Origin of the sequence: Streptomyces sp. AC1-42W, from assembly GCF_003248355.1 — a bacterium.
Taxonomy (GTDB): Bacteria; Actinomycetota; Actinomycetes; order Streptomycetales; family Streptomycetaceae; genus Streptomyces.
Genome location: NZ_QKWY01000001.1, coordinates 2381425 through 2395341, shown reverse-complemented (window position 1 = coordinate 2395341; position 13917 = coordinate 2381425). Strand labels below are relative to the sequence as shown.

Here is a 13917-nt window from a genome sequence, read left to right as displayed (position 1 = left end):
AATCCCCTACGGCCGGGTCACGCCTTGGGGCCGGCGATCAGCTTTCCGCCCTCGACGCGGACCGGGACGGACGGCAGCGGCACGGTCGCCGGGCCCTGCGTGGCCTTGCCGGTCGTGGTGTCGAAGAGGCTGCCGTGGCAGGGGCAGTGGCCCTCGTTCTTCTCGACCCGGTCGAGCAGGCAGCCGGCGTGGGTGCACTGGGCGCTGAACGCCTTGAACTCGCCCTTGGCCGGGCAGCTGACGATCACGCGCTGCTCGCGGTAGAGCTTGGACTGGCCGACCGGGATCTCGTCGGGCGCGCCGAGTTCGACGGGGGCGGTGGGGGTCGGCGTCTGGGCGTGGCCGAGCTTGGAGTCGGTCGAGCAGGCGGCGGCTCCCAGCCCGGCGACGCCCGCGAGAGCGGCGCCCTTCAGCACGGTACGGCGGGCGGCGGGCTGGCCGGACATGCGGTCTCCACGGGTCGAGGCGTCAGGGGGCAGAGCTCAATGCCGTGCCGGGGCTGCCCGGGGGCGGCGGCGGCATCGGTGACGTAACCGACGATACCGGCGGAGACGGACGGCTCCGCGCGCGGGCCGGTCCGGCCGGGTCGTGGCTGGTCAGTGGCGGGAACGCGGCGGGGCGGCGGCCCTCGTGGGTGCCGCCCCGCCGCTCGCGTCCGGGTGTCAGCCCTTGCGGGCGCGGGCCGTCTTCTTGGCGGCGGTCTTCTTCGCCGCCGGTGCCTTGGCCGTCGCCGTCCTGGCGGCCGGGGCCTTGGCGGCGGCCGTCTTCTTGGCGGTCTTCCGGCCGGCGGACCTGCGGGCGGCCGGCACGGCGGCCTCGCCGATCCGGTCGGCGTCCAGGATGTCCTGGAGGAACTTCCCGGTGTGGCTGGCGGGGACGCCGGCCACGTACTCGGGGGTGCCCTCGGCGACGACCGTGCCGCCGCCGCTGCCGCCCTCGGGGCCCATGTCCACGACCCAGTCGGCGGTCTTGATGACGTCCAGGTTGTGCTCGATGACGATCACCGAGTTCCCCTTGTCGACCAGGCCGGACAGCACCTTGATCAGCTTGGAGATGTCCTCGAAGTGCAGACCGGTGGTCGGCTCGTCCAGGACGTAGACCGTGCGGCCGGTGGAGCGCTTCTGCAGCTCGCTGGCGAGCTTGACCCGCTGGGCCTCGCCGCCGGAGAGCGTCGGCGCGGACTGGCCGAGCCGCACATAGCCGAGACCGACCTCGTTGAGCGTGCGCAGATGGCGCGCGATGGTGGGCACGGCCTCGAAGAACTCCAGGCCCTCCTCGATCGGCATGTCCAGCACCTCGGCGATGGACTTGCCCTTGTAATGGACCTCCAGCGTCTCCCGGTTGTAGCGCGCGCCGTGGCAGACCTCGCACGGGACGTACACGTCGGGCAGGAAGTTCATCTCGATCTTGATGGTGCCGTCGCCGGAGCAGTTCTCGCAGCGGCCGCCCTTGACGTTGAAGGAGAACCGGCCCGGCAGATAGCCGCGGACCTTGGCCTCCATCGTCTCGGCGAACAGCTTGCGGACGTGGTCGAAGACGCCGGTGTACGTGGCCGGGTTGGACCGGGGCGTACGGCCGATGGGCGACTGGTCGACGTGCACCACCTTGTCGACGAGGTCGTCCCCGTCGACCCGGGTGTGCCGGCCGGGCACCGACTTGGCGCCGTTCAGCTCGCGGGCGAGGTGGGTGTAGAGGATGTCGTTGACCAGCGTGGACTTACCGGAGCCGGAGACACCGGTGACCGCGGTGAGCACGCCGAGCGGGAAGGACACGTCGATGTCCCGGAGGTTGTTCTCGCGGGCGCCGTGCACCGTGAGCAGCCGCTCGGGGTCCACGGGGCGCCGGATGTCGGGGACGGGGATCGACCTCTTGCCGGTGAGGTACTGGCCGGTGACCGACTTCTCGTTGGCCAGCAGTTCCTTCAGCGAGCCGGAGTGGACCACCTTGCCGCCGTGCTCACCGGCGCCGGGGCCGATGTCCACGACCCAGTCGGCGACCTTGATGGTGTCCTCGTCGTGCTCGACGACGATGAGCGTGTTGCCCATGTCGCGGAGGCGGACCAGGGTCTCGATCAGCCGGTGGTTGTCGCGCTGGTGCAGCCCGATGGAGGGCTCGTCCAGCACGTAGAGCACGCCGACGAGTCCGGAGCCGATCTGGGTGGCGAGCCGGATGCGCTGGGCCTCGCCGCCGGACAGGGTGCCGGCGGCGCGGTTCAGCGAGAGGTAGTCCAGGCCGACGTCGACCAGGAACCTCAGCCGCTCGTTGACCTCCTTGAGCACCCGCTCGGCGATCTTCTTGTCGCGGGCGTTCAGCGTCAGCCGGCCCAGGAACTCGGCGCAGTCGCTGATGGACATCGCGGAGACCTCGGCGATGGACCTGTCCATCACCGTGACCGCGAGGACGATCGGCTTGAGCCGGGTGCCCTCGCAGGTGGGGCAGGGGACCTCGCGCATGTACCCCTCGAAGCGCTCCCGGCTGGAGTCGCTCTCGGCCTCGGAGTGGCGCCGCTTGACGAACTGGACGGCGCCTTCGAAGGACGGGGTGGTGTAGGCGCGCTCGCGCCCGTACCGGTTGCGGTAGCGGACCTCGGTCTGGATCTTGTGGCCGTGCAGCAGGGCCTTCCTGGCGCGCTGCGGCAGCCCCGCCCAGGGGATGTCGGTACGGAAGCCGAGGGCTTCGGCCAGGGCATTGATCTGGCGGCCGAAGTACTCCTTGGTGTGGCCGTGGGACCAGGGGTGGATCGCGCCCTCGTCGAGCGACTTCTCCTCGTCCGGGACGATCAGTTCCGGGTCGACCTCCATGCGCGTACCGATGCCGGTGCAGTCGGGGCAGGCGCCGAACGGGGAGTTGAAGGAGAAGGAGCGTGGCTCCAGCTCCTCGAAGGAGAGGTCGTCGTACGGGCAGTAGAGGTGCTCGGAGTACATCCGCTCGCGCTCGGGGTCGTCCTCGGGGAGGTCGACGAAGTCGAGCACGACCATGCCGCCGGAGAGGCCCAGCGCGGTCTCGACGGAGTCGGTGAGCCGGCGCTTGGCGCTGTCCTTCACGGTGAGGCGGTCGACGACCACCTCGATGGTGTGCTTCTCCTGCTTCTTGAGCGCGGGCGGCTCGGAGAGCTGGATGGTCGCGCCGTCCACCCGGGCGCGGCTGTAGCCCTTGGTCTGGAGGTCCGAGAAGAGGTCGACGAACTCGCCCTTGCGCTCGCGCACCAGCGGCGAGAGCACCTGGAAGCGGCTGCCCTCGGGCAGGCCCAGGACCTTGTCCACGATGGCCTGCGGCGACTGGCGCGAGATCGGGCGGCGGCACTCGGGGCAGTGCGGCTTGCCGATCCGGGCGAAGAGCAGCCGGAGGTAGTCGTAGACCTCCGTGATGGTGCCGACCGTCGAGCGCGGGTTGCGCGAGGTCGATTTCTGGTCGATGGAGACGGCGGGCGACAGGCCCTCGATGAAGTCGACGTCCGGCTTGTCCATCTGGCCGAGGAACTGCCGCGCGTACGAGGAGAGGGACTCCACGTAGCGGCGCTGGCCCTCGGCGAAGATCGTGTCGAACGCGAGCGACGACTTGCCCGACCCGGAGAGCCCGGTGAAGACGATGAGGGAGTCGCGGGGAAGGTCGAGCGAGACGTTCTTGAGGTTGTGCTCGCGAGCGCCACGGACGATGAGACGGTCGGCCACGCCGGTCCGAACCTTTCTGGAGAGAAGCGGGGGAACTGAGCCCCTGGCCCAGGTTATGGGGGGCGCCACAGCGGTGTACGGAGCTTTCGACTCCGAGCGTATAGCACGCACATTCGAATTGCGGACGGCTGAGAACTCCTTCACCCGATCGAGTGGACGCGGCTAGGCTCGGCCCCATGACGGATCATGCGCACGACCTGGAAGCACTGCGGGAAGCGACCGATCGGCTGCTGAGCGCCACGGAGAAACTGGACGACGCGGCGCTGGCCGGACCGTCGCGGCTGCCGGGCTGGAGCCGCGGTCATGTCGTCGCGCACCTCTCACGTAACGCCGACGCCCTCGTAAACGTTCTCCAGGGCCGGCCGATGTACGCAGACAGCGAAACCCGCGACCGCGACATCGAGCGGGACGCCGTCCGGCCGCCGGCGGAGCAGCAGGCCGACCTGGTCGCGAGCGCGGCCCGGGTCACCGAGGCCGCGGCCGTCCCGGCGGACTGGTCGCGCACGGTGACCCTGCGTGGCGGCGTCACGGACACGGCCTCCCGGCTGCCCTTCCGGCGCCGCGTGGAGGTGGAGCTGCACCACGTCGACCTGGACATCGGCTACGAGCTGGAGGACCTGCCGGAGGAGTTCACCGCACGGGAGATCGACTTCCTGGCCGAGCGGTTCGCCGGGCACCCGGAGGTCGTGTCGACCGCGCTGGTGGACGCCACCGGGCGTACGTGGACGACCGGCGGCGGCGCGGAGGGCGGCCCCGTGGGGGTCCGGGGCACGGCGGCCGACCTGCTGGGATGGCTCAGCGGCCGGCGCGACGGCGCGGCCCTGACGGTCGAGGGAGGAACGCTTCCGGCGCTGCCCCCGCTATAGGCTGGGAACCATGACGTACAGCGGAGCGGTCAGGGTCGGCGGGCCCGCCGACGTGCACGAACTGACGGATCTGATGATCTCGAAGGTCGCCGTCGGCCCCGCGGACAACAACGCCTATCTGCTGCGCTGCCGGGAGACGGGCGAGCAGCTGCTGATCGACGCGGCGAACGACGCCGGGACGCTGCTGCGGCTGATCGGGGACGACTCCATCCTCTCCGTCGTCACCACCCACCGGCACCGCGACCACTGGCAGGCCCTGGGCGAGGTGGTCGCGGCGACCGGGGCGCGCACCTACGCCGGCCGGTACGACGCCGAGGGCATCGAGGTGCCCACGGAGGTGCTGGTCGAGGACGGGGACATCGTCCGGGTGGGCCGGGTACCGCTCACCGCCCGCCATCTGACCGGGCACACGCCGGGCTCGATCGCCCTGCTGTACGACGACCCGCACGGGGCCCCGCATCTGTTCACCGGGGACTGCCTCTTCCCTGGGGGTCCTGGCCGGACAACACGGCCGGAGGAGTTCAACTCCCTCATGGATGGCCTGGAGGCCAAGGTGTTCGGCGTCCTCCCGGACGAGACCTGGGTCTACCCCGGCCACGGCAACGACACCACCCTCGGCGCCGAGCGCCCCCACCTCGCTGAGTGGCGCGCCCGCGGCTGGTGACCATACCAACGACGACCGCCCCCGCTCGAAGTCGAAGCGGGGGCGGTCGCTGCGTTCAGGCGTGCCGACGCTCTGGGAAGGGGCTTGGGGTGGGCTCAGCCGGTCCGTCAGGGTCCGGGGGCCGGGGCCGGGTGCTGGTGAGCCAGGAGGCGACCAGGGTGTCAAGGTCGTCCGGGGTGGCCGGGCGCAGCGTAGGCGGCCGGGGTGTGGTGACGCGCATCCGGGCGCCGGCCTCGCGGAGGAGGCGCTGGACGGTGGATCGGCTGATGTCGTGCCGGGCGACGAGGACGGCCACGGAGGCGCCGGCCTCGTACTCGGTGCGCAGGAGCGCGGCGACCCGTGCGCGGCCGTTGCGTGCGCGAAGGTAGGGGCGGCGTGGGGTGGTCACGGCCGGGGGCGTGAGTCGGGCACGTGCTGCTCCTGGTCGTCGTCGGGGTCGAGGACGGGGCGGCCCGGTGCTGGGGGGCCAGGCCGCCCGTGGTCCTTCTACCGGGAGGGGTTCCAGCCGCTGCCGAGGGTGGGGCCTGCGAGGCGCCGGCCGATGCGTGCGTGGATCAGGGCGAGCCCGGCGGGCCGAACGTACAGGGTGTAGTGCGCGCACTCTCCGGGGCGGTGGTTGTGCCGTACCAGGGTCTCGGAGGCGGCGAAGTGGTCGGCGTGCCCGGCGTAGAAGTCGTATTCGACGCCGCCACAGGGGCGTTGCCGCTGGTAGATGAGCCGTTCAGCGAGGAGGAAGCCGCGGAGGTCGGCCTCCCTCCAGCCGAGTTCCTTCGCGGCCTGGCGGACGAGGCGGTCCCCGCGTTCCGCTGCCAGGAAGCGGTCATGGACGGCCGCTTTCGGCTCCAGCTCGGCCGCACGCTCCTCGGCCTGGCGCTGCGCGCGGACGCTGCCGAGGAGCGCGGCAAGGGCGTCCTCGTAGCTCTGGGGCACGGCGGGGACGGCCGTGGGCGTCTCGGCCTGGCGGGTGCGTACGGCGAAGTACGCCTGTGCTGCGGCCACCTCACGCTTGTTCGGGTCGCCGTTCATCGCGACGAGGTACGCGGCCATGCGCGACAGTTCGTAGTCCTCGCTCGGCCGGCCGCCGTTGCGGGCGGAGTTTCTCCGGGATCCCCGGAAAACCTCCTCGACGTCGAGGCCGATGTTCCGGACCGCGGCCATGGCTCGCTCCAATGGGCGGCGGAAGTGGTCCCACCTGCTGTAGCCCATGAGGGGCTGGAGGTCCCTGGCAGTCCAGAACTCGGAGCCGTCGGGGCGGAGGTGTCGGTGACGGTCGAACGGACTCCCGGCCGGGCCCGGTGTGTCATCTGCCGGTTTGGGGAGGTGCATCATCATCGTGTTGCCTCCGTAGAGGTGTCGCAGAAGTCGCCCGGCCCACAACCAGCGGCGATGACGGCCCGTCCGACTCACCGGGCGGGCCGTCGTGTTCAGCGGGTGGTCGGCGGCTCGACTCCGGAGCGGTGGACCCTCCAGACGCCGCCGAAGTCCCGGCCGGGCAGGGTGCCGGCCGCGAGGTGCTTGCGCACGGTGCGGACCCCGATGCGCAGGATGCGGGCGGCTTCTTCGGTGGTCAGCCACTCGGGGACGGCCGCGGCTTGTTCCAGGCGCTCGACTTGCGCGGCGGCTTCCTGTCGGGCGGCCTTGTCCGCTTGCTGCTGCCGGCGGAAGGCGTGGATGGTCTCGGGGTCGAACCACCAGGAGCCGAGGTCATCGCGGACGGCGGGGATCTTGCCGTCTGCTGCGCGGCGGCGGACGGTGCGGGGGTGGAGGCCGAGGAGTTGGGCGACGTCGTCCACGGCGAGGGTGGCGGGCATGGGGGCTCCACGGGTGCGTTCGCGTGTGTCCGGCCCATAACCAGCGACGACGAGGGATCTTAGGGCATGTGAGGGGATCGTTCCCGGCCTCTGGCTGCTGGTCGGGCCGTGGTCCCGAGACTCCCCCAGGAGCAGCGCGAGGGCCCGCGACGGGCAGAGTGCTCCGTCAGGTCCATCGTCGCGTCCCAACCGGGCGTCGCCCCGGCCGTCCCGGCGCACAGAGAACGCACCTCCCGTCTCACTCTGATGCACCCCCGTGATGCATCCGGCGCAGCCCGACCGCATGCTGGTGACCTGGCACACGATTGGAGGCGGCATGGCCCGCAGCACCCCAGTCTGGATCGGCAACAGGCATTACCCGTCGAAGACGAAGGCCCAAGAGGCGTGCCGGGACCTTGTGGCCAAGTATCCCGGCAACGGCGAAGGCGTCGGCCCTGTGTCGCCCCAGGGACACCCTCAGCTAGTTGACGATCCAGACGATATTGCGTTCCTTCACGACCTGGTGAAGCTCCATCCCACGCCCGACCAAGTCACCGGGTCAGGGGTAAAGCACTTCCTGGTCAGCGTGAACGCTGAGGGCTGGAACAACAACCGATGCTTCTGGGTGTGGCGTGAGGACGATTCGGCGGACGACTTCTCATGGCCGGACTGCTTGAAGAACGCTCCAACCCAGGCCCCTTGATCGCTACTGCCGTTCGCGCAGCCCCCGGCTGAGGGCATGAGCGGCTGCCGGGTTGTCTGGTCGGCACACATCGGCTCTTCTCGGCGGCGGCCGCGCGGGCGGCGGTGACCTGACGGCGGAAAGGAGGGTGTGGGCGGGCAGTCACAGGACGCCCTTCAAGGCGTTGGCCTGGTCGCTCCAGCGGTTGGTGGTCTGGATGTAGCCGTCCAGGACCGGGCTGCCGTCCACGTGGCCGGAGATGGCGGCGATGGCCTTGCGGTCCTTCCCGGCGAGGGTGGCCTCAGTGATGAGCCCGGAGCGGACGGAGTGGCCGGTGAACCGGACCTTCACCCCGGCCCGGGTGCCGGCATCCGTGATGAGCCTGCCCACGGAGGCCGGGGCGAGACTGGCGCGGGTGACGCTCCCGGTCCGGTGCATCCGGCGCAGCACGGGGGAGTCCGGGGCGATCCCAGCGGCCTCCTGCCACGCCAGCCACGCCCGTACGGGACAGACGGCCGGGTCGGAGCCGTACGGGACGGCGACCTTGCGCGGGTGGGTCTTCGAGACGCGCACGTCGACGTCCAGGCCCTCGCCGTCGACCAGGACGAGGTCCCGGCCCATGAGGGCGGCTGCCTCATGCCGGCGCGCGGCGATGGAGAACGCCAGGAGCACGGCCGCCCGGTCGCGCAGCCCGGTCAGGGTGTCCGGGCAGGCGGCGACGATGGCGCGCAGGGCGTCCAGGCGCATTGCGGGCGCCTTGCCCCGACCGCGCGGCGGTTCCTTGCGCTCGGCCGCCTGCCGCTTCAGGTCCTTCAGCAGCTCCCGGGCGGCCGTGGTCACCTCCGGCGGGATGACGACCTGGTGGTCCCGGCGCAGGGTGACGGCGAGACCGGCGAGCTTGCGGTCGATCGTCGTCCCGGCGCGGCCCTGGTGCTCCCACAGCCACGTCACGTACGCGCGGAGGACGCCGACGCGGACGGCGGCCGTGGCCGGGACGCCGAACTGGGCGGCGAACTCGCACCAGGTGCGCCAGTCGGCCGCGTAGGAGCGGGTGGTGTTGGCGGGGCGCTGGGCGGCGGCGTGGACGTCGGACGCGGCATCGAGGGCGTCCAGGCGCGCGGTCAGCTCGGGGCCGTACTCCGAGGGGAGGACGAGGCCCGTCGGGTGGGTGTCGGGTCCGGAGACGCGGCGGCCGTCGCGGGGCGGGAGGAGCGCCGCGTCGAAGAACGGTTCCGGGTGCCTGCCGCGATCGGCCGGCACGGGGAACAGCGCGTCACCGGAGGGCGGCCCGGAGGTCGACTCCGGGGCGGTCTCGGGCGCCTGATTGATACTCACGATATGTGAGCTTATCGCGAGTTGTACGGGGCGGGCGAGAACACGAGAACTCACACGGGGACATCCGGGAGCACCGGAGCGAGGGGCGGACGGCAACGCGGAACCGGGGTCCGGCAGATGGGCTATTGTCCCCGCCCGCCCATGACTGTCCCGGCCTGTCCCCATACGGGCCCGAAGGGAGATTCCCGTGAACCTGCTCGACCCCGAGACGTCGGAGTGGCTGACCCGCGCTCAATTCGCCGCGCTCCTCCAGGTCCACCCCAAGACGGTGTCCCGCTGGATCGCGGCAGACCCGTCCATGCGGGTGCAGCGGCTCGGTCCGACGGGGCACCGGGTCCGCATCCACCGGTCCGAGCTGGAGCGCGCTCGTACGGCCGCCGCGTCCTGAGCTGCCCGACGTCGACCCGGCCCAGGGGTACGGAACCGCTCGCCGGTCCCTGTCCGTCCGGGCCGGGCGTCGGGCCTGTATCGCATACGCGTCGCGGCTGGTCGGGGCCGACGTCGCCGTATGCACCCCGCCCCGCTGTGTCCCCGCTTCCGGAAGGGCCGGTCATGCCGTCGTCCCCTGTCTCCACCCGTGTCCCGCCGTACGTCCACGCCAGGCTCACGGAGCGGGCCGCTGAGCACGGGACGACCCTCTCCGCCCTGGTGGCGTCGCTCCTGACGGCCGCCGTGGACGACGACGGCGACGGGCCCGCCCCGAGGGTCGACGGCCCCCTGGTCGCCGCTGTGCGCCGCGTCCTGGAGGAGGGCGAGGAGGGCGACGTCGACGCGCGCACCGGGGTCCACCGGGAGTTGTGTCTCCTGCTGGCGAGGACGGTGGAGCGGAGAGAGCCCGGGTACCTGTCGGCGATCGCCCCGCTTCACCGGGCGCTGACGTCCGCCGCCCCGTCCCCGGCGGACCAGGCGATGAACCGGGTGCTCGCCGGTCTCCTGTGAGGGGCGGTCAGACGTCGACGTCGACGTCGACCAGCTCCATCACGGCGGCGAGGAGCGCGGCCACGTCGACGTCGGGTTCGGCGTCGGCCGCAACCGCGGCGTCCGTCTCCGCCTGCTCCTCGGCGTCGGCCGCCTCGCGCTCCAGGACGACGAGAGCAGCGGCGACCGACTCCGCCGTCACCGGCTGCCCGGCGTCATGCCGGCCATCCCGCGCCCAGTGCCACACGGTCGACTTCGACACCCGCAGGAGACGGCCCACGGTGGAGAGGCTGAACCCGGCCGCGACCATCGTCCGGGCAGCGTCGACCCGCTCCCGCTGCTCCTGGGCGCACTGCTCGGCGTAGCTGCGGGCGTCGGCGCCGTACGGGAAGCCGAGTTCGGCCAGGGCGCGGCGGAGGACCGCGTCAGGCTTCTCCTCCGCCGGGACCGCGTCCCGGAACCGGTCGGCGGCCCGGCCCGGGTCGTCGGCGATCGAGGCGGCGACGGCTACCTTCCACGGCCAGTAGACGGCCGCGTACCAGCGTTCCCGGTGCTCCCGGCGTTCCCCGGGGGAAAGGCCGGCAGGCGGGGGCGGCATCCTCGGTGCCCACCGTCGGCGAGGGGGCCAGGCGTCCAGGCTCCCCGCAGTGACCTTCCACAGGGTGAGGGTGTCCGGGTCGTCCGGGTCGGGCACCGCGTACGTGCCATCGGGGAGCGTCGGGAGCTTCGGGCGGGCGGCGATCTGCGCGGCGGAGGCCATGTGTGTCCTCGTCTATGTCAGGGCCGGTCGAACGGACACGCCCCGGGGCGACGTCGCGGAGGGGTGTGGGCGGTTGCCGTTTCCGGGTCGGTTTCGGTGCCGTACGGGGGGCGGAGTGTGCCGGTGATGGGTGGCTAGTGCGGGTTCTGTGCCCCTGCGCGGTCCTGTACGACGGGGAGAGGGGCCCGCTCCGGTCTGCCGGTGTGCGGGCCCCTCGTGCTACTCCTGCGCGGTCCCGTGGCTATCGGGCGGTCGCGCGCTCCAGGACCTCGACGGCCAGTTCCTCGGTCGGCAGACCGGCGGCGACGGCGGTGATGAGCTGTCCGAGGAGCGTCTCGGTCTCGTAGACCAGGACCCGGGCCATGCCGGCGAGGACGCCCGGGAAGACGGCGAGGCCGTGCTCCTCCAGGATCTCGGCGTGCGTACGGATGCGGACGGCGTGCTCCGGGTCGCGCTCGCGGGCGCGGTGGTCGGCGAGCGCCGCGGCTCCGAGGTGATCGCGGCGCAGCTCGTCGGAGCTGATGGCCAGGAACCCGCCGGAGGTGTCGACGCGCTCGGCGAGGTGCTGCCCGGGGTCCTCTGTGTCGCGGGTTCCGGCGACGGACGGACGGCCCCCGCATCGGCGCTGCAGAACGGCCGCGGCTGCCTCGACCTGAGCGGCGCGGCCGGGCCAGTTGCCGGTGTCACGGACAGCGGTGAGGAGGAGGTCGAGCAGGCGGCCGGTCGGCTCGTCGCGGAAGGTCTGCCGGAGGGTCGGGGCGGCGGCGGGGGCGGCTGGGCTCACGGGGATCTCCTGGTGTGTCGGTAGGGGGTGCCGGGCGGCGGTATCCGTCCGGCGGGTCAGTGGCGCCGCTGCTCCTGGTGGACGCGGGCGGCGGCGAGCAGCTCGGCGGGCGTCGTGTCCGTGGTCACCCAGTCCTCGCAGGCGACGGCGAACGCTTCGGCGTGGGCGCTCCGGCGCGGTCCGGAGAAAGCCGCGTGCCAGGCGGCGACCGTCTCCGCCCTCTCCAACGAGACGACCTCGTCGGCGACGTGTGCCAGCTCGTGGGCGAGGGTGGGGCCGGTGCGCCCGGCCGGGACGGCGGCGGACACGACGACGTCGACCCACGGGGCGCCGGTGAGCGGGTCGACGGGGAACAGGGCGTGCCCCCTGCGGTCGGCCGGCAGGGCGTCCCGGCGGACACGGAGGCACTGGAACGGACCGGCCGCGACGAGTCCGGCCGCGAGGCGCTGCCACTGCCGTCCGTCCGTCGCGGCCGGGTCGATGTGGACCCACCGCCAGGTGTTGTCGCGGCCGATGAACTGGACCGCGCCGGGCGGACGGTCGGGCCCTCGCATCGCGTACTGGGCGGCCGGTGCGGGCCGTGGAGCGGGCGGGCGGACCGGAGGGGCCGCCGGTCGCTGTACGGGCCGTGGCGGGGCCACTGCGGCCGTACAGCGGGCGCGGGCCGCGCCGACGTCCAGCGGGGGCAGGGTCCGCCCCTCCATGCGGGCCAGGAGCTCCCGTTGCCGGAGGTCCCCCGGATTGCGGCGTGCGTAGTCGCGGGCGGCGTCGATGACGTCCTGTCGGCTCACTGGGTGCTCTCCTCCCGGGGCGGGCGGCGAGTGTGCCACACCGTCAGGAACCCCCCAGCGCAACGCAAAAAGGCCCCCCGGCCGCATCCTCACGGGGAGGACGCGGCCGGGGGGCCACGGGAGTGCCGGCATACCGGGGGTCAGGGGGCGGGGTTGGTCGGTTACGGCCGCTTGCCCAGGAGGGCGGCGCGTACACGCTCGGCGTCCTCGTCGGTCCGGCCCTCCAGGACGGCGAGCGCCTGGAGGATGCGCGCCTCCGCGTCGGTCGACCGGTGGTGCAGCTCGGTGATGGTGGCGTTCAGCTGACGGTTCGTACGGCGGCTGATGATGTGGAACATGGCGGGTACCTCCGTGGTGGTGTTCGGGCGGGGCGGGGCGAGGGTCAGCGGGGGCGGCGCAGAACGGGGCGGTCCACATGGAGGTGGACGACGTCGGGGGCGAGGTCGGCGAGCCGGGCCCCGATGGTGGCGGCCACGACGTACGAGCGGTGACGTCCGCCGACGCAGCCGACCGCGATGTTCAGCGGCCCGGCGCTCGGTCCGGTGAGGAACGCGCGCGCGGCCTGGGTGGCCGCGGCGATCAGCTCGGGGATGCCCGGGGTGGCGAGGACGACCGCGGCCACCTCCTGGTCCCGGCCGGTCATCTGGCGGAGCGCGGGGTTGATGTGCGGGTCTCGGAAGTGGTGCCGGAGGTCGAGGATCAGGTGGGCGGCGGGCGGCTGCTCGTGCGGCTGGTGCCCGTACCCGAAGGAGGTGATCGTGAGGCTGGTCGTCATGCTGCTGCTCCTGGTCGTCGTCGTCATCGGTCGGTCTTCGTTGCTCAGTTGCCGTTGATGGTCAGGCGGTCGATACGGACGCCGGTCCCGCCCCGGGAGCCCCACCGGCCGCCCTGTCCGCCGGTGCCGTTCACGGTGACCGTGACGGGCGCCGGAGGGGCGGCGGCCGGGGCCGTGGAGGACGACGGACGCCCGGCGAAGCCGAACGCGCGGAGGCCGAGGAGACCGGCGAGCGTGGTCCCGAGGAGGACGGCTCCGCCGATGGCGAGGTCAGCGGCGGCGGCGAGGGTGGCGGCTCCGACCATGGCGAGGGCTCCGGCTCCGGTGAGGGTGAGGGCGCAGACCGAGGAGACGACGACGATCGCGCCGCGCTCCAGGGCCGACAGCGGGCGGCGGGACGTGGCGGTGGGCGCGGCCTGGACGATGACCGGCGGCGCTGCCGGCACGTGGGCGAGCACCCACTGGCCGGTCTCCTCGACCTGGACGAGGGCGCGGCGCGGGTCGGTGGCCGGCACGGGGAACGCGTGCTGCAGCTGGTGCCCGTACGGGGCGGGGGCGAGGTGCTGGGGGCGGTAGACGGCCGGGGCCGGGGTGGTGTCGTGCAGCTGCTCGGCGGGGGTCGGCTCGTACATGTCGGGGTCCTCCAGGAAGGGGGCGGGCACGGCAACGGCCCGGACCGTGATGGGTCCGGGCCGTCGGTGTTGCTGGCGGGTGGGGTCAGTCCTCGGGGGTGCTGTTGATGGCTCCGCAGCACCAGCACGACCATTCGGAGTCGAGCCGGTACCGCTCGGTCCAGAAGCCGACCGGCTTGCCCCAGACGAGGCATTCCGCCCCGCACCGCCAGCAGATGAACTCGAAGTGCATCGGGCTCCCTCCTGGTG

Annotated in this window: 18 protein-coding genes; 5 read left to right on the top strand and 13 right to left on the bottom strand. The window is 72.7% G+C overall.

Annotation, left to right across the window (positions count from 1 at the left end; all coding sequences use genetic code 11):
- Window positions 1-17: 17 nt before the first annotated feature.
- Complete coding sequence (locus DNK56_RS10975) at window positions 18-446, bottom strand: Rieske (2Fe-2S) protein (RefSeq protein WP_111333022.1); 429 nt, start codon at window positions 444-446, stop codon at window positions 18-20.
- 216 nt (window positions 447-662) lie between these two features.
- Window positions 663-3671 (bottom strand): excinuclease ABC subunit UvrA, encoded by a 3009-nt coding sequence (gene uvrA, locus DNK56_RS10970; RefSeq protein ID WP_111333020.1) that lies wholly within the window; start codon window positions 3669-3671, stop codon window positions 663-665.
- 176 nt (window positions 3672-3847) lie between these two features.
- On the opposite strand from uvrA, the gene DNK56_RS10965 reads away from it, so the two are divergent.
- Both DNK56_RS10965 and DNK56_RS10960 read left to right on the top strand, forming a co-directional pair.
- Window positions 3848-4537, top strand: a complete 690-nt coding sequence (locus tag DNK56_RS10965) for a maleylpyruvate isomerase family mycothiol-dependent enzyme (protein ID WP_111333018.1) — start codon at window positions 3848-3850, stop codon at window positions 4535-4537.
- A gap of 10 nt (window positions 4538-4547) precedes the next feature.
- A complete protein-coding gene (locus tag DNK56_RS10960; RefSeq protein WP_111333015.1) occupies window positions 4548-5201 on the top strand; it encodes an MBL fold metallo-hydrolase in 654 nt (217 codons plus the stop codon).
- 55 nt (window positions 5202-5256) lie between these two features.
- On the opposite strand, the gene DNK56_RS10955 is transcribed toward DNK56_RS10960, so the two are convergent.
- From DNK56_RS10955 to DNK56_RS34940, 3 genes are all read right to left on the bottom strand, one after another.
- Window positions 5257-5589 carry a hypothetical protein gene (locus DNK56_RS10955; protein WP_111333013.1) on the bottom strand — a complete coding sequence of 111 codons (333 nt, stop codon included), beginning with the start codon at window positions 5587-5589 and terminating at the stop codon, window positions 5257-5259.
- A gap of 98 nt (window positions 5590-5687) precedes the next feature.
- The gene (locus tag DNK56_RS10950) at window positions 5688-6359 is read right to left on the bottom strand and encodes a phage antirepressor KilAC domain-containing protein (RefSeq protein WP_199563793.1); all 672 of its coding nucleotides are present in this window, start codon (window positions 6357-6359) and stop codon (window positions 5688-5690) included.
- A 266-nt stretch (window positions 6360-6625) separates the two neighbouring features.
- Window positions 6626-7012, bottom strand: coding sequence for a helix-turn-helix domain-containing protein (locus DNK56_RS34940; RefSeq protein WP_158558530.1), 387 nt, complete (start codon window positions 7010-7012; stop codon window positions 6626-6628).
- 259 nt (window positions 7013-7271) lie between these two features.
- On the opposite strand from DNK56_RS34940, the gene DNK56_RS10940 reads away from it, so the two are divergent.
- Complete coding sequence (locus DNK56_RS10940; RefSeq protein WP_111335677.1) at window positions 7272-7694, top strand: DCL family protein; 423 nt, start codon at window positions 7272-7274, stop codon at window positions 7692-7694.
- A gap of 141 nt (window positions 7695-7835) precedes the next feature.
- Here DNK56_RS10940 and DNK56_RS10935 read toward each other — a convergent pair whose 3' ends face one another.
- The gene (locus DNK56_RS10935; RefSeq protein WP_111333006.1) at window positions 7836-9008 is read right to left on the bottom strand and encodes a tyrosine-type recombinase/integrase; all 1173 of its coding nucleotides are present in this window, start codon (window positions 9006-9008) and stop codon (window positions 7836-7838) included.
- A 187-nt stretch (window positions 9009-9195) separates the two neighbouring features.
- Between DNK56_RS10935 and DNK56_RS10930 the strand changes: the two genes are divergently transcribed.
- Both DNK56_RS10930 and DNK56_RS10925 read left to right on the top strand, forming a co-directional pair.
- Entirely contained in the window at window positions 9196-9396 is a 201-nt protein-coding gene (locus DNK56_RS10930) for a helix-turn-helix domain-containing protein (protein ID WP_241989838.1), read from the top strand.
- A 164-nt stretch (window positions 9397-9560) separates the two neighbouring features.
- Window positions 9561-9947 (top strand): hypothetical protein, encoded by a 387-nt coding sequence (locus tag DNK56_RS10925; RefSeq protein WP_111333001.1) that lies wholly within the window; start codon window positions 9561-9563, stop codon window positions 9945-9947.
- A 7-nt stretch (window positions 9948-9954) separates the two neighbouring features.
- Here the strand turns inward: DNK56_RS10925 and DNK56_RS10920 are convergent, their stop codons facing one another.
- From DNK56_RS10920 to DNK56_RS34930, 7 genes are all read right to left on the bottom strand, one after another.
- The gene (locus tag DNK56_RS10920; RefSeq protein WP_111332999.1) at window positions 9955-10686 is read right to left on the bottom strand and encodes a hypothetical protein; all 732 of its coding nucleotides are present in this window, start codon (window positions 10684-10686) and stop codon (window positions 9955-9957) included.
- A 241-nt stretch (window positions 10687-10927) separates the two neighbouring features.
- A complete protein-coding gene (locus DNK56_RS10915) occupies window positions 10928-11470 on the bottom strand; it encodes a hypothetical protein (protein WP_111332996.1) in 543 nt (180 codons plus the stop codon).
- 56 nt (window positions 11471-11526) lie between these two features.
- A complete protein-coding gene (locus DNK56_RS10910) occupies window positions 11527-12261 on the bottom strand; it encodes a hypothetical protein (protein WP_111332993.1) in 735 nt (244 codons plus the stop codon).
- 161 nt (window positions 12262-12422) lie between these two features.
- Window positions 12423-12599, bottom strand: coding sequence for a hypothetical protein (locus DNK56_RS34935; protein WP_158558532.1), 177 nt, complete (start codon window positions 12597-12599; stop codon window positions 12423-12425).
- A 44-nt stretch (window positions 12600-12643) separates the two neighbouring features.
- Window positions 12644-13036 carry a RapZ C-terminal domain-containing protein gene (locus DNK56_RS10905; protein WP_111332990.1) on the bottom strand — a complete coding sequence of 131 codons (393 nt, stop codon included), beginning with the start codon at window positions 13034-13036 and terminating at the stop codon, window positions 12644-12646.
- 44 nt (window positions 13037-13080) lie between these two features.
- Window positions 13081-13698, bottom strand: a complete 618-nt coding sequence (locus tag DNK56_RS10900; protein WP_111332987.1) for a hypothetical protein — start codon at window positions 13696-13698, stop codon at window positions 13081-13083.
- Window positions 13699-13753: 55 nt separating this feature from the next.
- Entirely contained in the window at window positions 13754-13900 is a 147-nt protein-coding gene (locus DNK56_RS34930; protein ID WP_018850699.1) for a hypothetical protein, read from the bottom strand.
- Window positions 13901-13917: the final 17 nt, after the last annotated feature.